This window comes from Streptomyces flavalbus (genome assembly GCF_042674625.1).
GTDB classification, from domain to species: domain Bacteria; phylum Actinomycetota; class Actinomycetes; order Streptomycetales; family Streptomycetaceae; genus Streptomyces; species Streptomyces flavalbus.
Genome location: NZ_JBHTEB010000001.1, coordinates 6,663,720 through 6,685,301, shown reverse-complemented (window position 1 = coordinate 6,685,301; position 21,582 = coordinate 6,663,720). Strand labels below are relative to the sequence as shown.

Below are 21,582 nucleotides of genomic sequence, written 5' to 3'. Positions count from 1 at the left end.
TCCGTGAAAGTCGCAGTCCTCGGCGCCGGTGCGATCGGCGCCTACGTCGGTGCCGCGCTGGAACGCGCCGGTGCCGATGTGCACCTCATCGCCCGTGGACCGCATCTGGCGGCCATGAGGCGGCACGGAGTCCGGGTGCTCAGCCCCCGCGGAGACTTCACCGCGCACCCCAGCGCCACCGACGACCCGGCCGAGGTCGGCCCGGTCGACTACGTCCTGCTCGGCCTGAAGGCCCACTCGTACGCGGCGTGCGGGCCGCTGATCGAGCCCCTGCTGCATGACTCCACCGCGGTGATCGCCGCGCAGAACGGCATCCCCTGGTGGTACTTCCACCGGCACGGCGGCCCCCACGACGGCCACCGCGTCGAGAGCGTGGACCCCGGCGGCGCGGTGAGCGCCGTCCTCGCGCCCGAACGCGCCATCGGCTGCGTCGTCTACGCCGCCACCGAACTCCAGGCGCCCGGTGTCGTACGGCACCTGGAAGGCACCCGGTTCTCGCTCGGTGAGCCCGACCGCAGCGTCTCCCCGCGCTGTCTGGCGTTCAGCGAGGCGATGCGGGCGGGCGGGCTGAAGTGCCCGGTGGAGCCGGACCTGCGCAACGACATCTGGGTCAAGCTGCTCGGCAACATCTCCTTCAACCCGATCAGCGCGCTGGCCCGCGCCACCATGCGGCAGATGTGCCTGCACGGCGGCACCCGCAAGGTCATCGAGACCATGATGGCCGAGACCCTCGCCGTCGCCGAGGCGCTCGGCTGCGAGGTCGGCGTCTCCATCGAACGCCGTCTCGCGGGCGCCGAACGGGTCGGGGACCACCGCACCTCCACGCTCCAGGACCTGGAGCGCGGCAAGCCGCTCGAACTCGACGTGCTGCTCGCCGCGGTCGTCGAGCTGGCGGAGATCACCGGCGTGGAGGTGCCCACCCTGCGCACCGTGCACGCCCTCTCGGACCTGCTCGCCCTGAGGAGCGCCGCATGAGGAAGCGTCGACCGACGAACTACACCCGGCTCACCCACCCCCTCGTCCGGGACTCCCGCGAGGAGCCCTTCCGGCGGGCGAGCTGGGACGAGGCCCTCGACCGCGCGGCCCGCGGGCTCGCACGCAACCGCGGCGCCTTCGGGATGTTCTCCTGCGCCCGCGCCACCAACGAGACGAACTACGTCGCCCAGAAGTTCGCCCGCGTCGTGATGGGCACCCACAACGTCGACTCCTGCAACCGCACCTGCCACGCCCCGAGCGTCGCCGGTCTCAGCGCCGCCTTCGGATCGGGCGGCGGGACGTCGTCGTACGAGGAGATCGAGCACACCGACGTCATCGTGATGTGGGGCTCCAACGCCCGCTTCGCGCACCCGATCTTCTTCCAGCACGTGCTGAAGGGCATCCGGGGCGGCGCCCGGATGTACGCCGTCGACCCGCGGCGGACGTCCACCGCCGAGTGGGCGGAGAGCTGGCTCGGGCTGAACGTCGGCACCGACATCCCGATGGCGCACGCGATCGGGCGGGAGATCATCCACGCGGCCTGGCCAACGAGGCGTTCGTCAAGCGGGCGACCAGCGGCTTCGAGGAGTACCGGGAACTGGTCGAACCGTGGACGCCGTCCCTCGCCGAGAAGGTGACCGGCGTGCCCGCCGCCGCCATCCGCGAGCTGGCGCACGCCTACGCCCGCGCGGAACGCGCCCAGTTGTGCTGGACCCTCGGCATCACCGAACACCACAACGGCACCGACAACGTCCGCGCGCTGATCAACCTCTCCCTGCTCACCGGCCACGTCGGCCGCTACGGCAGCGGGCTCCAGCCGCTGCGCGGCCAGAACAACGTGCAGGGCGGCGGCGACATGGGCGCCATCCCCAACCGGCTGCCCGGCTTCCAGGACATCCTGGACGCGGACGTCCGGCGGAAGTTCGAGTCCGCCTGGGACACCGTCATCCAGCCGCACTACGGGCTGAACCTGACGGACATGTTCGAGGCGATGGAGGACGGCTCGCTGCGGGCGGTGTACTGCATCGGTGAGAACCCGGCGCAGTCCGAGGCCGACAGCGAGCAGGCGGTACGGCGGCTCGGCGCCCTGGACTTCCTCGTCGTCCAGGACATCTTCCTCACGAGGACCGCACAGCTCGCCGACGTGGTGCTGCCCGCCACCGCGGGCTGGGCGGAGACCGACGGTACGACCACCAACAGCGAGCGGCGCGTGCAGCGGGTGCGGCGCGCGGTGACCCCGCCCGGCGAGGCGCGGGAGGACATCGACATCCTCTGCGACCTCGCCGCCCGCCTGGGCCACGACTGGAAGTACGCCGACGCCGAGACGGTCTGGAACGAGCTGCGCTCGGTGTCCCCGGACCACTACGGGATGACGTACGAGCGGCTGGCGGAGCACCAGGGCATCCAGTGGCCGTGCCCGAGCACCGAACGGCTCGAACCGCCCTACCTGCACGGCCGGTTGTGGGAGGCGGAGCCGGAGCGGCGGGGCAGGCCCGCGCCGTTCGGACTGGTCCGGCACGACCCGCCGGTGGACCTCACCGACGAGGAGTACCCGATCCGGCTGACCACGGGGCGCCGTCTCGACTCGTACAACACCGGTGTGCAGAGCGGCAGTTACGCCTCGCCGCTGCGGCGCGGGGAGTACGTCGAGCTGTGCCCGGAGGACGCCGAGCGGTACGGCGTCGCGTCGGGGAGGAGGTGCGGGTGGCCTCGCGGCGCGGGGCGGTGGTGGCGCCGGTGTGGGTCGACACCGCGCTGCGGCCCGGGCTCGCCTTCATGACCATGCACTTCCCGGACGAGGTGGACACCAACGCGCTGACGATCGAGGCGAACTGCCCGATCGCGGGCACGGCGGAGTTCAAGGCGTCCGCGATCCGGATCGAGAAGCTGCCCTTCGCGACCATCATGAGGTGACGTCAAGTGGACCTGCACTTCGGTGACAGCGAGCCGACCGACGAGGAGCGGGCGGCCGTCGACGCCCTGCTCGGCCCGCCCGGCTCCTCCTGGGAGGGCGCCGCCCGCGACGCCATGCGGACGGACGACCTGAGGTGGGCACGCGGCGGGCGGGCCGCCCGGGACCGCCGCGACCTGCTGTTGCCGGGGCTGCACGCGATCAACGACCGGATCGGCTGGATCAGCGAGGGCGCCCTGGACTACCTGTGCCGGAGGCTGACCGTGCCCCCGGCGGAGGCGTACGGCGTCGCCACCTTCTACGCCATGTTCTCCGTCCGGCCCCGGCCCGCGACCGTCCTCCAGGTCTGCACCGACCTGGCGTGCGCGGCGGCGGGCGCCGAGGAGCTGTGCGCCGGGGTCACCTCCCGCCTCGGCCCCGGCAGCGGGGTGCACGTCGAGCGCGCCCCCTGCCTGGGCCTGTGCGAACGCGCCCCGGCCACCCTCGCGGTCCGCGCGGGCGACCCGGTGCGTACGGCGGTGACGGCACCGGCGACGGTGGAGGGCGCCGAACTCGCCGCGACCGCCCCGGACTCAGCGCCCCCGGAACCGGCGGCGGCGCTGGCCGTACCGCAGGCCGGGGACCCGGCGCTGACGCTCCTGGCCCGCGTCGGCGCGGTCGACCCGGCGTCGCTGGACGACTACCGCGCCCACGGCGGGTACGCCGCGCTGCGCCGGGCGTTCGAGCTGGGCCCGGCCGGGGTGATCCGGGAGGTCTCCGACGCCGGGCTGGTCGGCCGGGGCGGCGCCGCCTTCCCCACCGGCCGCAAGTGGCAGGCCACCGCGTCCCAGCCGGACCACCCGCACTACCTGGTCTGCAACGCCGACGAGTCGGAGCCCGGCACCTTCAAGGACCGCGTGCTCATGGAGGGCGACCCGTACGCGCTGGTGGAGGCGATGACGATCGCCGGGTACGCGGTCGGCGCGCACCAGGGCTACCTGTACCTGCGCGGCGAGTACCCGCGAGCGGTCCACCGGATGCGGCACGCCGTCGACCAGGCACGCGCGCGGGGGCTGCTCGGTGCCGACGTCCTCGGCCAGGGCTACGCCTTCGACATCGAGATCCGGCGCGGCGCGGGCGCCTACGTCTGCGGCGAGGAGACCGCGCTGTTCAACTCCATCGAGGGCTACCGCGGCGAGCCGCGCTCCAAGCCGCCGTTCCCGGTGGAGAAGGGCCTGTTCGGCAAGCCGACGGCGGCGAACAACGTCGAGACCCTCGTCAACGTGCTGCCGGTCCTGACCCGGGGCGCCGCGGCGTACGCGGCGGTCGGCACCTCCCTGTCCACCGGGCCCAAGCTGTTCTGCGTCTCCGGCAGCGTGGCCAGGCCCGGCGTCTACGAGCTGCCGTTCGGCGCCACGCTGGGCGAGCTGCTGACGCTGGCCGGGGTGCGCGACGGGCTGCGCGCGGTGCTGCTCGGCGGCGCGGCGGGCGGCTTCGTCCGCGCCGACGAACTGGACATCCCGCTCACCTTCGAAGGCACCCGGGACGCGGGCACCACCCTCGGCTCCGGTGTCGTCATGGCGTTCGACGACACCGTGCCGCTGCCCCGGCTGCTGCTGCGCGTCGCGGAGTTCTTCCGCGACGAGTCGTGCGGCCAGTGCGTGCCCTGCCGGGTGGGCACCGTCCGCCAGGAGGAGGCGCTGCGCCGGATCGCCGACCGTACGGGAGCGGCGGCCTCCGATGACATCGCGCTGCTCAGGGAGGTCGGCCGCGCCCTGCGGGACGCCTCGATCTGCGGTCTGGGGCAGACCGCGTGGAACGCCGTGGAATCCGCCATCGACCGTCTGGGGGCGTACGAATGACCGTGACACCGCTGGGGATTCCCCGCCGTCTGCTGGAGTTCACGATCGACGGCGAGGAGGTCAGGGCGCCGGAGGGCGCGACGGTCCTCGACGCCTGCCGGGCGGCGGGCAAGGAGGTGCCGACGCTCTGCCAGGGCGACACGCTCACCCCGAAGAACGCCTGCCGGGTCTGCGTCGTCGGGGTCGAGGGCGCCCGCACCCTGGTCCCGGCCTGTTCCCGGAGGGCGGAGCCGGGCATGGTGGTGCGCACGGACACCGAGCGCGCCCGGCACAGCCGCAAGATCGTCCTGGAGCTGCTCGCGTCCTCGGTGGACCTGTCGACGACGCCGGAGGTCGCCGGATGGCTCAAGGAGTACGAGGCGAAGCCGGACCGGTTCGGCCCGGACGCGGCCCGCCTCAACGACGGCCCGCAGATCGACAACGACCTGTACGTGCGGGACTACGACAAGTGCGTCCTCTGCTACAAGTGCGTGGACGCCTGCGGCGACCAGTGGCAGAACACCTTCGCCATCTCGGTCGCGGGCCGCGGCTTCGACGCCCGGATCGCGGTGGAGCACGACGCCCCGCTGACCGACTCGGCGTGCGTGTACTGCGGCAACTGCATCGAGGTGTGCCCGACGGGCGCGCTGTCGTTCAGGTCGGAGTTCGACATGCGGGCGGCGGGTACGTGGGACGAGTCGAAGCAGACGGAGACGACGACGGTGTGCGCGTACTGCGGCGTGGGCTGCAACCTCACGCTGCACGTGCAGGACAACGAGATCGTCAAGGTCACCTCGCCGCACGACAACCCCGTGACCCATGGCAATCTCTGCATCAAGGGCCGCTTCGGCTACCAGCACGTGCAGAACCGGGACCGATAACGCCGATGACACCGATGGGGCTGATGGGGACATGGGACGAGTCACGGAACGACGCAAGGTGATCCGGATCCGGGACGGCGCGGTCTCCGCCCGCCCGGACACCCTCGTCGCCGAGGAGCCCCTGGAGATCCGGCTGAACGGCAGGCCCCTCGCCATCACCATGCGCACCCCGGGCGACGACTTCGCGCTCGCGGCCGGGTTCCTGGTGAGCGAGGGCGTGCTGGCGTACGCGTCCGACCTGCGGAACATCGTGTACTGCGCGGGGGCGACGGCCGACGGTGCGAACACGTACAACGTGGTGGACGTGACGACCGCGCCCGGCGTCGAGATCCCCGACCTGACCCTGGAGCGGAACGTCTACACGACGTCGTCGTGCGGGCTGTGCGGCAAGGCCAGTCTGGACGCGGTGCGGACCACCGCGCGCTGGCCCATCGCCGACACTCCCCCGGTGCGGCTGGAGCCCGAGCTGCTCGCCAGCCTCCCCGACCGGCTGCGCGCCGCCCAGCGGGTCTTCGACCGCACCGGGGGCCTGCACGCGGCGGCGCTGTTCACCGAGGACGGCGAGCTGGTCGACGTACGCGAGGACGTGGGGCGGCACAACGCGGTGGACAAGCTGGTCGGGCGGGCCCTGAAGGACGGCGGGCTGCCGCTGTCGCGGACGGTGCTGCTGGTCTCGGGGCGGGCCTCGTTCGAGCTGGCGCAGAAGGCGGTGATGGCCGGTATCCCGATGCTGGCGGCGGTGTCGGCGCCGTCGTCGCTGGCGGTGGACCTGGCGGCGGAGACCGGGCTGACCCTGGTGGGGTTCCTGCGGGGCAGCTCCATGAACGTGTACGCGGGTGCGGACCGGCTCGCCCTGCGGGCCGCGGCCACCCAGGGCTGACGGCTGCCCGCGGCACGGCGGCGGGGCCCCGACCGGCGGGGAGCGCCCCCTGCGCCGCAGGGGTCCCGCCTCAGCCCGCGCTCAGGAGGCGTCCGCGATCCGGGCCAGCATCCCGGTGAACCGTTCCCGCTCGGCCGGGGTCAGGGGGCCGAGCAGCGCGTCGTTCGCCGCCCCGGCGGCGCGTTCGCAGCGCACCAGGAGACGGGCGCCCTCCGCGGTGAGGGAGACGGCGTTCTTGCGCCGGTCGCGGGGGTCGGGGGCGCGGACGGCGAGGCCCGCGGACTGCAGGTCGTCCAGGACGCCGACGAGGTCCTTGGCGTCGAGGCGGACCCGGCGGCCGAGGTCCGCCTGCGCGACGGGGGCGAGATCGCGCACGGCGAGCAGCACCACGTGGTGCCAGACCTTCAGCCCCTCGGCGGCCAGCGCGTCGGCCATCAGGGTGCGGCCCCGGGCGGCGGCCCGGGAGAGCAGCCAGCTCGGCAGCGCCCGTATCGCGGGCGGCGGGCCGTCGGACAGAGCTTCTGACATGGCAACACTCTAGGCCGAGATTCGTTGGACTTCCCTACGATTACCTGCTAATCGTTGGGACTCCCAACGAACCCCTGGAGGTGCGGTCGATGCGTCGCCCAGCCCTGAAGGGCAGGTCACACCGGCCGTCAAGCCGTCACGTCCGTCTCCGAGCCACTCTCACCGCGGCCGTCGTCACCGCCGCCGCGGGTCTCCTGCCGACCGCCGCCGAGGCCCGGCCGACCGCCGCCGAGGCGGCGCCCTTCGCCCATCAGGTCCTCTTCCGCGCCGACCGGGACCCCGGCGGCTACGCCTGCTTCCGCATCCCCGCGATCGTCCGCACCAACGACGGCACCCTGCTGGCCTTCGCCGAGGGACGGGTCCTCAACTGCGGTGACGCCACCGACATCGACATCGTCCTGAAGCGCTCCACCGACGGTGGGCGCACCTGGGGCCCCCTCCAGGTGATCAACGACGGCGGCGGCGACACCCACGGCAACCCGGCGCCGGTCGTGGACCGGAAGACCGGCCGCGTCCTGCTCGCCCAGACCTACAACACCGGCCGCCCGGACAGCGCGCACTGCGCCATCCCCTGTGACCGGGCGCCCTGGCTCCAGTACAGCGACGACGACGGCCGCACCTGGTCCAGGCCGCGCGACCTGAGCGCCGAGCTGCTGCCCGCGCACTGGAACTCCTGGTTCGCCACCGGCCCCGTGCACGGCGTCCAGCTCACCCGGGGCGCGCACGCGGGCCGACTGGTGCTCGGCGTCAACGCGGAGACGTACAGCGGCGGCCGGGTCACCGCCAACCACGCGGCGCTGGTGATCAGCGACGACGGCGGGGAGCACTGGCGGATCGGCGCCACCGACACCCACCCGGTCGCCGCCGACGGCACCTTCCGGCAGAAGCCCTCCGAGGTCACCCCGGCCGAGCTGCCCGACGGCACGCTGCTGGTCAGCAGCCGCGACGAGGAGGGCACCGACCTCGGCCACCGCTCCCAGACCCTCAGCCGGGACGGCGGCGAGAGCTTCAGCACCCCGTTCACCGGCCTGCCCGACCTCTACACCCCGGAGGTGCAGGGCGCCCTGCTCAGCCTCGACGACCGCGTCCTGCTGTCGGCCCCCGGCGACCCCGACCGGCGCCGGACGATGATGCTGCGCTCCTCCCACGACGGCGGGCGCACCTGGGACAGCACGGACCGGGGCACGGTCATCGCCGGGGACTGGGCGGGCTACTCCGACCTGGTGGACGTCGACGCCGACACGGTGGGCCTGATGTACGAGGGCGGCGCGGTCGACGCCCGTGACGAGATCCGCTTCGTCCGGGTCCCCGAGGACCAGCTCACACCGCCGGGCGGCCCGCGGGCCACCACCGCCGACCACGGTCTGCTCGCCCCCCGGGCCACGGTGCTCGGCGACCCCGCGACGACCGACGGCGTGGTGGGCGACGCGCTCGCCTTCGACGGCGTCGACGACGCCGTACGCCTCCCCTACCGCCCCGAACTCGCTCTCGGCACGCGCGACTTCACGGCCTCCCTGTGGTTCCGCTACACCGCGGAGAGCGGGGAGCAGCCGATGCTGTGGATGGGCGGCATCGGCCTCACCCAGCCGCAGGTGTGGCTGCGCGGCGAGCCCGCGAACGGTGTCGTGCGCGGGCTGATCACCACCCGGGAGGGCGCGACGACGGTGCGGACGGCGCACGTCAGCGGCGCCGCGCACAACGACGGCGCGTGGCACCACGTGGCGCTGCGCCGCGGCGGCGGGCGCCTCACGCTGTTCCTGGACGGCAAGGCGGTCAGCACCGAGGACGTGTCCGGGTCGGTCAGCCGGAACTCGCCGTTCGGGGTGCACATCGGCCAGCGGATGGACGGCCGGGCCTTCTTCACCGGCGCGATCGACGAGGTGCAGGTGTGGAACCGGGCGCTGAGCGACGGTGAGATCGGCACCCTGCGCGGCACGAGCGGCTTCCCGGTGTTCGGCTCGCTGGCGTGGCTGCCCATGGACCAGGTGGCCAGCGGCGGCTAACGTCCGGGGGCGTGCCCGAAGGCGCGGGAGCACGCCAGCGGACGGGCGCCGGGGTCGCCCCGCTGCTGACCCCGGCGCTCGGGGCCGTCCTGCTCACGGCCTTCCCGGAGGACGGCGGCCGTCAGCGGGACGGCGGCGGCTGCGGACCGCGGACGGTCGCCTCCTGGTCGGCCGCCGCCCGCGTCACCGCCGAGTTCGCCCGCTACGGGGACGACGCCGCCCGCGCCGACGACTGGACCGGCGGCGACGACGGCAAGGCGGCCTCGCGGGCGACGTCGTCGGCGTACGTCGCGCGGGTGCCGCGGGGGCGGCTGGCGGACCCGGGCGCCTGGCGGTACTGGGACGGGACCGCCTGGGGCCGCGGCGCCGGGCGGGCGGCCCCGGTCCTCGGCGACGAGCGGCGCACGGGGGTGGGCAGCGCCTTCTCCGTGGTCCGCGCGGACGGCACGTACGTGCTGTGCACGATGGCGGCGGGCGGCGCGGGGCTGACCACGGTGACGTCGTACGCAGCGTGCTCCCCGACCGCGCCCTGGCACGGCCCGGCACGGGACTTCCGGCCGCCGCTGCCGGGCGGCGAGGTCGCCGCGTACCTGAGCGCGGGGTGCGCCCGCGGGTGCGCGCTGCCCACCGTCGGCGCCGCGGCGCACGTCAACGCGGACGTGTCCCGGTACCGACCGCGGTTCGTGACGCTGCGGCTGTCCCCGGCGCGCTGACGCCGTCCTCGACCGGGTCGCGGGAGCGGCGCTTGGCGATCACCGCGCAGACCATGAGCTGCATCTGGTGGAACAGCATCAGCGGCAGCACGGCGAGCGACGCCTGCGCCCCGAACAGGACGGTCGCCATGGGCAGCCCGGCGGCCAGGGACTTCTTCGACCCGGCGAACTGGATGGCGATCCGGTCCTCCCGGTCGAACCGCAGCGCCTTGGCGCCGTACCAGGTCAGGGCGAGCATCACGGCCAGCAGCACGGCCTCCACCACCAGCAGTCCGGCGAGCCGGGCGGGGCTCACCTGGTGCCAGACGCCCGCCACCACGCCCTCGCTGAACGCGGTGTAGACGACCAGCAGGATGGAGCCGCGGTCGACGAGCCCGAGGACCTTCCTGTGCCGGGCGACGAAGGCGCCGAGCCAGCGGCGGGAGAGCTGTCCGGCGACGAACGGCACCAGCAGTTGCAGCACGATCTGGAGCACCGAGTCGGCGGCGAACCCGCCCGCCGCGCCGCCCAGCAGGGAGGCCGCGAGCAGCGGGGTGAGGACGATCCCGGCCAGCGAGGAGAAGGAGCCCGCGCAGATCGCGGCGGGCACGTTCCCGCGCGCGATGGAGGTGAACGCGATCGACGACTGGATGGTCGACGGGACCAGGGTGAGGAAGAGCAGCCCCTTGTAGAGCGGGTCGGTCAGCAGCACCGGCACCAGCCCGCGGGCGGCCAGCCCCAGCACCGGGAAGACGACGAAGGTGCAGGCCAGGACGGTGACGTGGAGCCGCCAGTGCTTCAGCCCGTCCAGCGCCTCCCGGGTGGACAGCCGGACGCCGTACAGGAAGAACAGCACGGCGATCGCGGCCGTCGACGCCCCGGACGCCACCTCGGCGCCCGTGCCGCGGGCGGGGAGCAGCGCCGCGAGGCCCACCGTCCCGAGCAGCAGCAGGATGTACGGGTCGACCGGCATCCAGGTTGGCCAGCGCAGGCGTTTCACGGTGCTCCACGGGACTCGAACGTACGGACAAAGGCGTCCCCGCTCCATCTTGCTCCTCCCCCGCCCGATCGGGAATCCGGCATACCACTCTGACTGTCATCACGTTCCGCGATAACGTGGCGGGGTGTACGACCCCTCCCAACTGCGCACCTTCCTCGCGGTGGCGCAGACGCTGAGCTTCACCCGGGCCGCCCGGCGCCTCGGCCTGCGCCAGTCGACGGTCAGCCAGCACGTGCGCCGCCTGGAGGACGCCACCGGACGGCAGTTGTTCAGCCGGGACACCCACTCGGTGGAGCTGACCGAGGACGGCGAGGCGATGCTGGGCTTCGCGCGCCGGATCCTCGCGGTGCACGAGCAGGCGGCGGCGTTCTTCACCGGCACCCGGCTACGCGGCAGGCTGCGCTTCGGCGCCTCGGAGGACTTCGTGCTCACCCGGCTGCCGGAGATCCTGGAGGGCTTCCGGCACGCCCACCCCGAGGTGGACCTGGAGCTGACGGTCGAGCTGTCCGGCACCCTGCACGAGCTGCTCGCGGCCGGGAAGCTGGACCTGGTGCTGGCCAAGCGGCGGCCCCAGGACCCGCGCGGCGAGCTGGTCTGGCACGACCGGCTGGTGTGGATCGGCGCGGAACGCCTGCGCCTGGACCCCGACCGCCCGGTGCCGCTGATCGTCTACCCACCGCCCGGCATCACCCGGGCGCTGGCCCTGGACGCCCTCCAGCGGCAGGGCCGCCCCTGGCGGATCGCCTGCACCAGCGGCAGCCTCAACGGCCTGGTCGCCGCCGCCCGCGCGGGCCTCGGCGTGATGGCGCACTCGCGCGGGTTCGTCCCACCAGGGCTGGTCCGCGTCCCGGACCGCTTCGGACTGCCCGAGCTGGGCCAGGTCGACTTCGTCCTGGTGCCCGGCCAGCGCCGCCCCACCGACCCCGGCACCGCGGGCGCCGCCGACGCCCTGTCCACGGCGATCCTGGCGGCGGGCGACCGGCTGCACCGGCCCTGACCACGTCGTACGCGGCGTGGTCATGGTCGTACAGATTCCGTGCAGATTACGCGGCGGGAACTTACTCCACAGTCACTACTGGGGTAACTTGCAGCGCACTGTGCACGGCGTCGCAAGGGGCGGTACGGGTTTGCGCGAGTTTACCAATCCTCCGGTGGAGCTGCCGCCACCGGTGGGCGGTCTGGCCGATGTCGTCTTCGAACACGCCCACACCGACCCGCACGCCGTCGCCCTCGGCCGCAAGGACGAGGCCGGGCGCTGGCGGGACGTCACCTCCGCCGAGTTCCGCGACGAGGTGCTCGCGCTGGCCAAGGGGCTGCTCGCGCGGGGCGTACGGTTCGGCGACCGGGTCGCGATCATGTCCCGCACCCGTTACGAGTGGACGCTGTTCGACTTCGCGCTGTGGGCGATCGGCGCGCAGGTGGTGCCGGTGTACCCGACGTCGTCGGCGGAGCAGTGCTTCTGGATGCTGTACGACGCCGAGGTCACGGCGGCCGTGGTGGAGCACGAGGACCACGCGATGACCATCGCCACCGTCATCGACCGGCTCCCCGCGCTGCGCGAGCTGTGGCAGCTCGACTCGAACGCGGTGCGTGAGCTGTACGACGCGGGCGCCCACCTGGACGACGAGGTGGTGCACCGGCACCGCAGGGCGGTCACCCCCGACTCCGTCGCCACCGTCATCTACACCTCCGGCACCACCGGCCGCCCCAAGGGCTGTGTCATCTCGCACGGCAACTTCATGTGGGAGGCGGACACCGTCATCGAGCGCTGGGAGCCGGTGTTCCACTCCCGCAAGGGCGACGAGGCGGCCACCCTGCTCTTCCTGCCGCTCGCCCACGTCTTCGGCCGGATGGTGGAGGTCGCGGCGATCCGCGGCCGGGTCCGCTTCGGCCACCAGCCGCAGCTCAACGCCGCCGCGCTGCTGCCCGACCTGGCCGCCTTCCGGCCGACGTTCATCCTCGCGGTGCCGTACATCTTCGAGAAGGTGTTCGCCGCGGCCCGCCGCAGGGCGGAGAAGGAGGGCCGCTCGGGGCCGTTCGAGAAGGCCGTCGACGTGGCCGTGAAGTACGCGGAGGCGGTAGAGGCGCGGGCCTGGGGCACCGGTCCCGGGCCGTCGGCGGCGCTGCGGCTCCAGCACCAGTTCTTCGACAAGGTCGTCTACTCCAAGGTGCGCGCCGCGATGGGCGGCCGGATCCGCAACGCCATGTCGGGCGGCTCCGCCATGGACCGGCGGCTCGGCCTGTTCTTCGCGGGCGCGGGCGTGCAGGTCTACGAGGGCTACGGCCTGACCGAGTCCACCGCCGCCGCCACCGCCAACCCGCCCGACCGCACCCGCTACGGCACCGTCGGGCAGCCGATCCCGGGCGTGAGCGTGCACATCGCCGACGACAACGAGATCTGGCTGCGTGGCGCGAACGTCTTCCAGGGCTACCTCAACAACCCCAAGGCCACCGACGAGTCCCTGCACGACGGCTGGCTGGCAACCGGCGACCTGGGCTTCCTCGACGACGACGGCTACCTCACCATCACCGGCCGCAAGAAGGAGATCCTGGTGACCTCCGGCGGCAAGAGCGTCTCCCCCGGCCCGCTGGAGGAGCGGGTGCGGGACCATCCGCTGGTCCACCAGTGCGTGCTGGTCGGCAACGACCGGCCGTACGTCGCCGCCCTGGTCACCCTCGACTACGAGGCCGTGGAGCACTGGCTCCAGATGCGCGCCAAGCCCCGGCTGCCCGACCTCGAACTGGTGCGCGACGCCGATCTGGAGACGGAGGTGCGGCGCGCGGTGGTCGCCGCCAACACCCTGGTCTCCCAGGCCGAGCAGATCCGCACCTTCCGCATCATCGCCCAGCCCTTCACCGAGGAGCACGGCCTGCTCACCCCGTCGCTGAAGCTGAAGCGCAAGGCCATCGAGAAGGCGTACGCGGAGGTGGTGGAGGCGCTCTACCGGGGCTGAATTCCGCCGTCAGGAATGCATTCGCGTCCGTGATCGTTGACGATATGAGTACCACCTGACGACAACCGTAAGGATCACGAGCTCGTGAGCAGCAAGGTCCCCCCGATCATCCTCAACAACGGCGTCGAGATGCCCCAGCTCGGCTACGGCGTCTGGCAGGTGCCGGACACCGACGCGGAGCAGGCGGTGGGTACGGCGCTGGAGGCCGGGTACCGCAGCATCGACACGGCGGCGGCCTACGGCAACGAGGAGGGCACCGGCAAGGCCATCGCCGCCTCCGGCATCCCGCGCGAGGAACTCTTCGTCACCACCAAGCTCTGGAACACCGACCACGGGTACGACGCGACGCTGCGCGCCTTCGACACCTCGCTCGGCAAGCTGGGCCTGGAGTACCTGGACCTGTACCTGATCCACTGGCCCACCCCGTCGCGGGACACCTACGTCGACACCTACAAGGCGTTCGAGAAGCTGCACGCCGACGGCCGGATCCGCGCCATCGGCGTCTCCAACTTCCTCCCCGAGCACCTGGAGCGGCTGATCGAGGAGACCTCGGTCATCCCCGCGGTCAACCAGATCGAGCTGCACCCGCACCTCCAGCAGCACGCCTCCCGGGAGTACCACGCGGAGCAGGGCATCGCCACGGAGGCGTGGTCGCCGCTCGGCCAGGGCAAGGGCATCCTGGAGGTCCCGGCGATCGTCGCCATCGCCCGCAAGCACGGCCGCACCCCGGCCCAGATCGTGCTGCGCTGGCACATCCAGCTCGGCAACGTGGTCATCCCGAAGTCCGTGACGCCGTCGCGGATCAAGGAGAACATCGACGTCTTCGACTTCAGCCTGGACGACGAGGACCTGGCCGCGATCAGCGCCCTCAACGAGGACCGCCGCATCGGCCCGGACCCGGCCACCTTCGGCTGACCTCGCAACACCCCGCGCGCCCCGGGACCACCGCGGTCCCGGGGCGCGCGCGTGTCAGTTGGGCTGCCCGACCGGCCGTACGACGACGGTGTTGACGTCGACGCCCGCGGGCTGCCGGATCGCCCAGACGACCGAGTCGGCGATCTGGTCGGCGGTCAGCAGGTGCCCCGGCGGCAGGCTGCCGAGCCCGTCCCAGAACGGGGTCTCCACCCGCCCCGGCGCGATCAGCGTCACCCCGACGCCCCACTCGGTGACCTGGCGCCGGGTGTTCTCGGCCAGCCCGGTCACCGCCCACTTGGTCGCCCCGTAGATGTTCCCGGGCGTGTGCACGAACCCGGCGACGCTGCCGACCAGCACGATCCGGCCCCGGGTCTCCTTCAGCGCGTCGACCGACGCCCTGATGAGCAGGGCGGGGCCGAGCACGTTGGTCAGCACCATCTCCGTCCACCCGGCCGGGTCGCCGTCCGCGACCGCGTCATGGGTGGCGAAACCGGCGTTGGCGACCACCGTGTCCAGTCGGCCGAACGCCGTGAGGGTCCGGTCGACCGCCGACGTGACGTCGTCGTACTCGGCCGCGTTGCCGACGACCGTCAGCAGCCCCTCCGGCTCGCCCAGTTCCTTCGCGAAGGCGGCCAGCCGTTCCGCGCCGCGCCCGGTGACGGTGACCCGGTACCCGGCCTCCAGCAGCCGCCGCGCCACCGCCGCCCCGATGCCGCTGCCACCGCCGGTGATGAGTGCCACCGGAGAGTCGGTCATGTTGCCCCCTTGGTTGTGGTGAACGACCGGAGTCCACCACTTGGAGCGCTCTTGAAGTCAAGGGCCTACCGTGGGGCGTCGATCCGGGCGGCGGTGTGGACCGTCCGGGCGGTCAGGTAGAACACGTCCCGGCGGTGGTGCAGGCTCGCCTTGTCCTCGGGGTCGAGGAGGCGGTCGAGGGTGGCGGCGTCGGTGGCGTCGAGGCGGTCGGCGCACGCCTCGCGAATCCGGGTGAGGGTGCTGACCAGGCAGGCGCGGGCCCGGTCGGTCGCCGGGGGCGGCACGTCGAGCAGGAAGCTGCGGGTGCCGGTGGGCCGCAGTCCGGCCCCGGCCAGCAGCTCCGGCCAGTCCTCGGGGACGTCGACGGCGCCGGGCAGGTCGGCGCGCATCCGCGCGAACCAGTCCGCCCGCGCCACGTCCAGCCGGTCCTGGAAGCCGGGCCGCCCGATGCCGATGTCCCGGGGCAGGAACCGTACCGGCAGCCCGCCCTCCAGCAGCGCGAGCGTGCCGCCCGGCGCGAGGCGTTCGGCGAAGGCGGCGAGCGCGGCGCGCTGGTCCCCGAGGTGGTGCAGGCTGTTGCTGGCCCAGATCAGGTCGGCCGGGTAGTCCAGGTCGTCCAGGACCCCGGGCAGTTCACCGGCGAGGACGCCGAAGCGGTCGGCCACCCCGCGCCGCTCCGCCCGGGCGCGGGCGCGCTCCAGCAGCGGCTCGGCGGCGTCGACCGCGACGACCCGGGCGCCGGGGAACGCCTCGGCGAGCAGCGCCGAGACCACGCCGGGTCCGCTGCCCGCGTCGACGATCAGCCCGGGCTCGGTCTGCTTCTTGCCGAGCCAGGCCATCGCCCGCTCGTACAGCGGGGTGTACAGCTCGGCCTCGGCCTCCAGGTGCGGGGCCATCTCGGCCCAGTCCAGGTCGCCGTGGTCGTGGTGGTGGGTGTGCTGGTGCTCGTGGTCGGGTGCGTGGTCGTGGTCGTGGTCGTGCGCCATGGGGGCCAGCCTCTCCTGCGGATGCCGTCAGCGTGCTCCGACGCACCGCGGGAGGCAAGTCGTGTTGCCGAGTCGGCAAACGGCGGGGTGGTCCGCCGGTCCGGGCACGAGGGGACCCGGACCGGCGGACCGGCACCGTCACCGTCACCGTGTTACGGCAGCGGCGGGTACGCGTTCTGCATCAACTGCTGGAACTGGGCGGAGAACCACTTCCCGGAGATCGGCGCGTCCGCCAGGGCGCCGGTCTTGTTGTAGCCGTTGCGCGGGGTGCCGCCGAACGCCGGGTCGCACATCTGGTCGAAGCCCTTGCCCTCGTCGTTCGGGATGGCCTTGCTGGAACCGTCGGACTCACCCGGCGGCTTCATCCAGACGTAGGCGTCGATCCCGGCCGCGGGGCTGGCCTGCGGGCGCTCACCGAGTCCGGCTCCGGCCTGGTTGCACCAGTTGCCGATGTGGATGCGGCGGTCGTAGCGGCCACCGTCGACGTAGGTGTCCACGCTGGTCGTGGCCCCCGGGCCGGTGGGCCGGGCGCTGCCGCCCCAGCCGTTGCGGGAGGTGTCGATCAGCATCCCTATGTTGCTGTTGAAGCCGACCGAGACCAACTGGTTGCGGAACGCCTGGGCGAAGGACAGCTCGTCCACGTAGCGGTTCCAGTCCACCCACTTGGACTGGCGGACGGAGGTGCCGTTCACCGTGGAGTTGATGGTGAAGTTCTCCTCCTTCAGGGCGCTGTAGTTGGCCGTGTTGGTGATGAAGCCGTGCACGTCGTCGACGGTCGCGCCCTCCGCGGTCGCGGCCTCCTTGAACAGCTGCGCGGACGGGGCGAAGTTGTCGTCCCAGCCGATCCAGCCGTGGTGCCCGGCGTCGACGTAGTTGTAGACGTTGCCCGCGTCGGCGAGCTTGTTCAGGGCGTAGCCGACGCCCTTGACGTAGTTGCCGTTGGCCTTCATCACGTCGCACTCGGGGGTGGCCGTCGGGCGGCTGCCGGTGTTGGTGACGAGGTTGGGCAGGGAGTCGATCTCGACCGTGGTGACGATCCTGAGGTCCGCGTACTTCGGGTCGGCGAGGATCGCGGCGATCGGGTCGATGTACTCGGTCTTGTACCGGTCTATCTCCGTCGGGCCGAGTTCGCCGTTGGAGGCGAGCGCGGAGCAGTCCCGGCCGGGGAGGTTGTAGATGACGAGCTGGATGACGAGTTCGCCGGAGCCCTTCTGCACCAGTGCCTCGTCGAGGTGGTCGCGCAGGCCCATGCCGCCGTTGACGCCGTTGATGGCGGCGATCCGGTCCAGCCACACGCCGGTCGGCTGGTTGGCGACCCGGCTGCCGCCCGGCTCGGCGGCGGCGTTCGCCGACCACTCCGGGTTCACGTACACCTTGGCCCCGGCGTACGGGTTGTCGACCCGGTCACCGGTGCCGCCGCCCGGGTCCGGGTCCGGGTCGCCGCCACCACCGTCGTCGACGTTGCAGGTCACGCCGTCCAGCGTGAACGTGGCCGGGACCGCGTTGCTGCCGCTGTAGGTGCCCTGGAAGCCGAAGGTGGCCGAACCGCCCGTGGACAGGGTGCCGTTGTAGGACTCGTTGGCGGCGGTGACGTCGGCGCCGCTCTGGGTGACGCGGGCGTTCCAGGCGTTGGTGACCCGCTGGTTGCCCGCGTACGACCACTTCACGGACCAGTTGTTCTTGGCGGCGCCGTTGTTGGTGACGGTGACGGAGGCGGTGAAGCCGCTGCCCCAGTCGTTCTGCACCTGGTAGGCCACGGTGCACGGGACTGCGGTGGCGCCGAGGTCGCCGGGGACGGCCGCGAGGGCGGTCCCCGTGCCCCCGGCGACCAGGGCCAGCGCGGCGAGCAGCGCTGTTCTGGTGCTGGTGGTACGGCTCATCAGTGCGGGTTTCCTCTCGTGGGGGGATAGTCCGTCGAGGGCGCGCCGCAGCGCGCGGCCCGGTGCCGCTGCGCGAGTAAAAGACCTGAACGCGGGGGGTGTCGCATGGAACGACTCCAGGCGGTACGGGCACGGCCTGACGGACGTGTCGACTCGTGGAAGCGCTCCCACTGGTGACGGCGAAGGTAGCGCCAAGTCACGGTAAAGAACAGGGGGGTTGCTTGACTTTTTGGAGTCACCCCTCGTCGAAGTTTTTCGACTCTTCACACATCTTGACCCGTCAGGCACCCATCTCCACTATGGGAGCGCTCCCACTGGTTCAAGCCTTGACTTCGTCGAGCCGCAAGGAGGAACCAGCACCATGCTCCCCAGAACCAGACGCCGCGCCACACGGCGGTTATGGACGGCCTTCATAGCCGCCTTCGCGGTGCCCTTGTCGATGCTGGCCGCCAACCCGACGCCCGCTCAGGCGGCGGCGGTCCAGTGCAACGTCGACTACAAGACCAATGACTGGGGTTCCGGTTTCACCGCGGACCTGACGATCACCAACCGGGGCACCGACGTCATCGACGGCTGGACCCTGACCTACGCCTACTCCGGCAACCAGCGGCTGACCAACGGCTGGAACGGGACCTGGTCCCAGTCCGGCCAGTCGATCACCGTGCGCAACGCCTCCTGGAACGGCCGGATCGCGGCCGGGGCCGCGGTGACCACCGGCGGCCAGTTCACCTACAGCGGCAGCAACGCCGCGCCGACCTCGTTCGCGGTCAACGGTGTGAACTGCGTCGGCGCGCACCAGCCGCCGATCACGGTGCTGACCAGCCCGGCGCCGGGCTCGGTCTACACGCAGGGCGCCGCGGTCCCGCTGGCGGCCACGGCCGCGGCGGCCGACGGCGCGACCATCACCAAGGTCGAGTTCTACGACGACACCACGCTGCTCGGCACCGACACCAGCGCGCCGTACTCGCTCTCGGCCTCGAACCTGGCCGTGGGCAGTCACTCGCTCCTGGCGAAGGCGTACGACAGCCTGGGCGCGTCCGGTGAGTCGACCCCGGTCGGCGTCACGGTCGCCTCCGGCCCCGCCGTGGTGGCGAGCCCGTCCCAACTGCCTGTGCGGCAGGGCGAGTCGGGCACGTACGAGGTGAAGCTGTCGACGCAGCCGTCCGCCAACGTCACGGTGACGACGGCGCGCACCGGCGGCAACACCGGTCTGTCCGTGACCGGCGGCGCCACGCTCACCTTCACGCCGTCCAACTGGAGCACCGCGCAGAAGGTGACCATCACCGCGGCCTCCTCCGGTACCGGCGCGGCCACCTTCGAGTCGACCGCGACCGGCCACGCCAAGGCGACGGTCACCGTCACCCAGATCGCCGGGGCGAAGGAGTACGACGCCCGGTTCCTGGAGCTGTACGGGAAGATCACCGACCCGGCGAACGGCTACTTCTCCCCCGAGGGCATCCCGTACCACTCGGTGGAGACGCTGATCGTCGAGGCGCCGGACCACGGCCACGAGACCACGTCGGAGGCGTACAGCTATCTGATCTGGCTCCAGGCCATGTACGGCAAGGTGACCGGCGACTGGACCAAGTTCAACGGCGCCTGGGAGACCATGGAGAAGTTCATGATCCCGACGCACGCGGACCAGCCGACGAACTCCTTCTACAACGCGTCCAAGCCCGCGACCTACGCGCCGGAGCACGACCTGCCGAGCCAGTACCCGTCGCAGCTCGACACCGGTGTCTCGGTGGGCCCGGACCCGATCGCCAGTGAGCTGAAGTCGGCGTACGGCACGGACGACGTCTACGGGATGCACTGGCTCCAGGACGTCGACAACGTCTACGGCTACGGCAACGAGCCCGGCAAGTGCGAGGCGGGCCCGACGGCCACCGGACCGTCGTACATCAACACCTTCCAGCGGGGTCCGCAGGAGTCGGTCTGGGAGACGATCCCGCAGCCGACCTGTGACGCCTTCAAGTACGGCGGCACCAACGGCTACCTGGACCTGTTCACCAAGGACGCGTCCTACGCCAAGCAGTGGAAGTTCACCAACGCCCCGGACGCCGACGCGCGTGCCGTGCAGGCCGCGTACTGGGCGGACCTGTGGGCCAAGGAGCAGGGCAACGGCAGCGCGGTGGCCGGTACGGTCACCAAGGCCGCCAAGATGGGTGACTACCTGCGCTACGCCATGTACGACAAGTACTTCAAGAAGATCGGCAACTGCACGAGTCCGAGCTGCCCGGCGGGCACCGGCAAGGACTCCTCGCACTACCTGCTGTCCTGGTACTACGCCTGGGGCGGCGCGACCGACACCTCGGCGGGCTGGGCCTGGCGGATCGGCTCCAGCCACGCGCACGGCGGCTACCAGAACCCCATGGCCGCCTACGCGCTCGCCAACTACGCCAGCCTGAAGCCGAAGTCGGCGACGGGTCAGGCGGACTGGGCCAAGTCGCTCACCCGCCAGGTGGAGTTCTACCGCTGGCTGCAGTCGGCGGAGGGCGCCATCGCGGGCGGCGCAACCAACAGTTGGGCGGGCCGGTACGCCACTCCCCCGTCCGGGACGCCGACCTTCTACGGCATGTACTACGACGAGAAGCCGGTGTACCACGACCCGCCGTCCAACCAGTGGTTCGGCTTCCAGGCGTGGTCCATGCAGCGGGTCGCGGAGCTGTACCAGCAGACCGGCAACGCCATGGCCAAGTCGGTCCTGGACAAGTGGGTCGACTGGGCGCTGTCCGAGACCACGATCAACCCGGACGGCACCTTCCGTATCCCCTCCACGCTCCGGTGGTCGGGTGCGCCCGACACCTGGAACGCCGCGAACCCGGGTGCCAACAACAGCCTGCACGTCTCCGTCACCGACTACAGCAGCGACGTCGGTGTGGCGGGCAGCTACGCCAACACCCTGATCCACTACGCGGACCGCTCCGGTGACACCGAGGCGGCCCGGGTGGCGAAGGCGCTGCTGGACGGCATGTGGGAGCACAACCAGGACGCGCTCGGCATCGCCGTCCCGGAGACCCGCACCGACTACAGCCGCTTCAACGACACGCTGTACGTGCCGAGCGGCTGGAGCGGCACCATGCCGAACGGCGACAAGATCAACTCCTCGTCGACGTTCGCTTCCATCCGCACCTTCTACAAGAACGACCCGTCCTGGTCGAAGATCGAGAACTACCTGGCGGGCGGTGCCGCGCCCACCTTCACGTACCACCGGTTCTGGGCCCAGGCGGACATCGCCCTGGCCATGGGCTCGTACGCGGAACTGCTCGAATAGTCCCCGCTGAAGGTTCCGCGTACACGGGTCCCGCCACCTGACGGCGGGGCCCCTCCAAAGGCCGGGCGGTCCCTTCCCGCACTGGGGACCGTCCGGCCCTCGCGCGCTCCCTGACGGAACGACCGA

15 protein-coding genes and 1 pseudogene are annotated in these 21,582 nt (G+C 72.2%); 11 read left to right on the top strand and 5 right to left on the bottom strand.

Annotated features, from left to right (window positions below; translation table 11 throughout):
- Positions 1 to 3: 3 nt before the first annotated feature.
- The 5 genes and pseudogenes from ACFQZ6_RS29865 (at position 4) to fdhD (ending at position 6,468) form a co-directional block, all read left to right on the top strand.
- Positions 4 to 975, top strand: coding sequence for a 2-dehydropantoate 2-reductase (locus ACFQZ6_RS29865; protein WP_381615181.1), 972 nt, complete (start codon positions 4 to 6; stop codon positions 973 to 975).
- Positions 972 to 2,889 (top strand): annotated as a pseudogene (locus ACFQZ6_RS29860) (molybdopterin oxidoreductase family protein). Before ACFQZ6_RS29865 ends, ACFQZ6_RS29860 begins: the two are co-directional and overlap by 4 nt.
- A 6-nt stretch (positions 2,890 to 2,895) precedes the next feature.
- Complete coding sequence (locus ACFQZ6_RS29855; protein WP_381615178.1) at positions 2,896 to 4,728, top strand: NAD(P)H-dependent oxidoreductase subunit E; 1,833 nt, start codon at positions 2,896 to 2,898, stop codon at positions 4,726 to 4,728.
- A complete protein-coding gene (locus ACFQZ6_RS29850; RefSeq protein ID WP_381615175.1) occupies positions 4,725 to 5,588 on the top strand; it encodes a 2Fe-2S iron-sulfur cluster-binding protein in 864 nt (287 codons plus the stop codon). The genes ACFQZ6_RS29855 and ACFQZ6_RS29850 overlap by 4 nt, the downstream gene beginning before the upstream one ends.
- Positions 5,589 to 5,619: 31 nt before the next feature.
- Positions 5,620 to 6,468, top strand: a complete 849-nt coding sequence (gene fdhD / locus ACFQZ6_RS29845) for a formate dehydrogenase accessory sulfurtransferase FdhD (protein ID WP_381615172.1) — start codon at positions 5,620 to 5,622, stop codon at positions 6,466 to 6,468.
- Positions 6,469 to 6,549: 81 nt separating this feature from the next.
- Here fdhD and ACFQZ6_RS29840 read toward each other — a convergent pair whose 3' ends face one another.
- A complete protein-coding gene (locus ACFQZ6_RS29840) occupies positions 6,550 to 6,996 on the bottom strand; it encodes a MarR family winged helix-turn-helix transcriptional regulator (protein ID WP_381615169.1) in 447 nt (148 codons plus the stop codon).
- Between the two features lie 89 nt (positions 6,997 to 7,085).
- Between ACFQZ6_RS29840 and ACFQZ6_RS29835 the strand changes: the two genes are divergently transcribed.
- Both ACFQZ6_RS29835 and ACFQZ6_RS29830 read left to right on the top strand, forming a co-directional pair.
- Entirely contained in the window at positions 7,086 to 8,999 is a 1,914-nt protein-coding gene (locus ACFQZ6_RS29835; protein ID WP_381615167.1) for an exo-alpha-sialidase, read from the top strand.
- Between the two features lie 11 nt (positions 9,000 to 9,010).
- Positions 9,011 to 9,712, top strand: a complete 702-nt coding sequence (locus tag ACFQZ6_RS29830) for a hypothetical protein (RefSeq protein ID WP_381615164.1) — start codon at positions 9,011 to 9,013, stop codon at positions 9,710 to 9,712.
- Here the strand turns inward: ACFQZ6_RS29830 and ACFQZ6_RS29825 are convergent.
- Positions 9,648 to 10,664, bottom strand: coding sequence for a bile acid:sodium symporter family protein (locus ACFQZ6_RS29825; protein ID WP_381618745.1), 1,017 nt, complete (start codon positions 10,662 to 10,664; stop codon positions 9,648 to 9,650). The genes ACFQZ6_RS29830 and ACFQZ6_RS29825 overlap by 65 nt on opposite strands.
- A 151-nt stretch (positions 10,665 to 10,815) precedes the next feature.
- Here ACFQZ6_RS29825 and ACFQZ6_RS29820 point away from each other — a divergent pair, with 151 nt between their 5' ends.
- The 3 genes from ACFQZ6_RS29820 to ACFQZ6_RS29810 all read left to right on the top strand — a co-directional run bounded on the left by ACFQZ6_RS29820 (position 10,816) and on the right by ACFQZ6_RS29810 (position 14,560).
- Positions 10,816 to 11,688 (top strand): LysR substrate-binding domain-containing protein, encoded by an 873-nt coding sequence (locus ACFQZ6_RS29820; protein ID WP_381615162.1) that lies wholly within the window; start codon positions 10,816 to 10,818, stop codon positions 11,686 to 11,688.
- Between the two features lie 130 nt (positions 11,689 to 11,818).
- Entirely contained in the window at positions 11,819 to 13,645 is a 1,827-nt protein-coding gene (locus ACFQZ6_RS29815; protein ID WP_381615159.1) for an AMP-dependent synthetase/ligase, read from the top strand.
- A gap of 84 nt (positions 13,646 to 13,729) precedes the next feature.
- Positions 13,730 to 14,560: an aldo/keto reductase gene (locus ACFQZ6_RS29810; RefSeq protein ID WP_381615157.1), complete on the top strand. Its 831-nt coding sequence runs from the start codon at positions 13,730 to 13,732 to the stop codon at positions 14,558 to 14,560.
- Between the two features lie 54 nt (positions 14,561 to 14,614).
- On the opposite strand, the gene ACFQZ6_RS29805 is transcribed toward ACFQZ6_RS29810, so the two are convergent.
- The 3 genes from ACFQZ6_RS29805 to ACFQZ6_RS29795 all read right to left on the bottom strand — a co-directional run bounded on the left by ACFQZ6_RS29805 (position 14,615) and on the right by ACFQZ6_RS29795 (position 18,182).
- Positions 14,615 to 15,316, bottom strand: coding sequence for an SDR family oxidoreductase (locus tag ACFQZ6_RS29805; protein ID WP_381615154.1), 702 nt, complete (start codon positions 15,314 to 15,316; stop codon positions 14,615 to 14,617).
- A 65-nt stretch (positions 15,317 to 15,381) separates the two neighbouring features.
- Complete coding sequence (locus ACFQZ6_RS29800; RefSeq protein WP_381615151.1) at positions 15,382 to 16,302, bottom strand: class I SAM-dependent methyltransferase; 921 nt, start codon at positions 16,300 to 16,302, stop codon at positions 15,382 to 15,384.
- A gap of 152 nt (positions 16,303 to 16,454) precedes the next feature.
- Positions 16,455 to 18,182 (bottom strand): glycoside hydrolase family 6 protein, encoded by a 1,728-nt coding sequence (locus ACFQZ6_RS29795; protein WP_381615149.1) that lies wholly within the window; start codon positions 18,180 to 18,182, stop codon positions 16,455 to 16,457.
- Positions 18,183 to 18,543: 361 nt separating this feature from the next.
- On the opposite strand from ACFQZ6_RS29795, the gene ACFQZ6_RS29790 reads away from it, so the two are divergent.
- Complete coding sequence (locus tag ACFQZ6_RS29790) at positions 18,544 to 21,456, top strand: glycoside hydrolase family 48 protein (RefSeq protein ID WP_381615146.1); 2,913 nt, start codon at positions 18,544 to 18,546, stop codon at positions 21,454 to 21,456.
- The last annotated feature ends 126 nt before the right edge of the window (positions 21,457 to 21,582 follow it).

What these genes read in the sequence shown, in the direction of transcription:
- ACFQZ6_RS29790 (WP_381615146.1), top strand. Translation starts at nt 18,544, where the DNA reads ATGCTCCCCAGAACCAGACGCCGCGCCACACGGCGGTTATGGACGGCC.
- ACFQZ6_RS29795 (WP_381615149.1), bottom strand. Translation starts at nt 18,182, where the DNA reads ATGAGCCGTACCACCAGCACCAGAACAGCGCTGCTCGCCGCGCTGGCC.
- ACFQZ6_RS29835 (WP_381615167.1), top strand. Translation starts at nt 7,086, where the DNA reads ATGCGTCGCCCAGCCCTGAAGGGCAGGTCACACCGGCCGTCAAGCCGT.
- ACFQZ6_RS29805 (WP_381615154.1), bottom strand. Translation starts at nt 15,316, where the DNA reads ATGACCGACTCTCCGGTGGCACTCATCACCGGCGGTGGCAGCGGCATC.
- fdhD (WP_381615172.1), top strand. Translation starts at nt 5,620, where the DNA reads ATGGGACGAGTCACGGAACGACGCAAGGTGATCCGGATCCGGGACGGC.
- ACFQZ6_RS29850 (WP_381615175.1), top strand. Translation starts at nt 4,725, where the DNA reads ATGACCGTGACACCGCTGGGGATTCCCCGCCGTCTGCTGGAGTTCACG.
- ACFQZ6_RS29800 (WP_381615151.1), bottom strand. Translation starts at nt 16,302, where the DNA reads ATGGCGCACGACCACGACCACGACCACGCACCCGACCACGAGCACCAG.
- ACFQZ6_RS29825 (WP_381618745.1), bottom strand. Translation starts at nt 10,664, where the DNA reads ATGCCGGTCGACCCGTACATCCTGCTGCTGCTCGGGACGGTGGGCCTC.
- ACFQZ6_RS29840 (WP_381615169.1), bottom strand. Translation starts at nt 6,996, where the DNA reads ATGTCAGAAGCTCTGTCCGACGGCCCGCCGCCCGCGATACGGGCGCTG.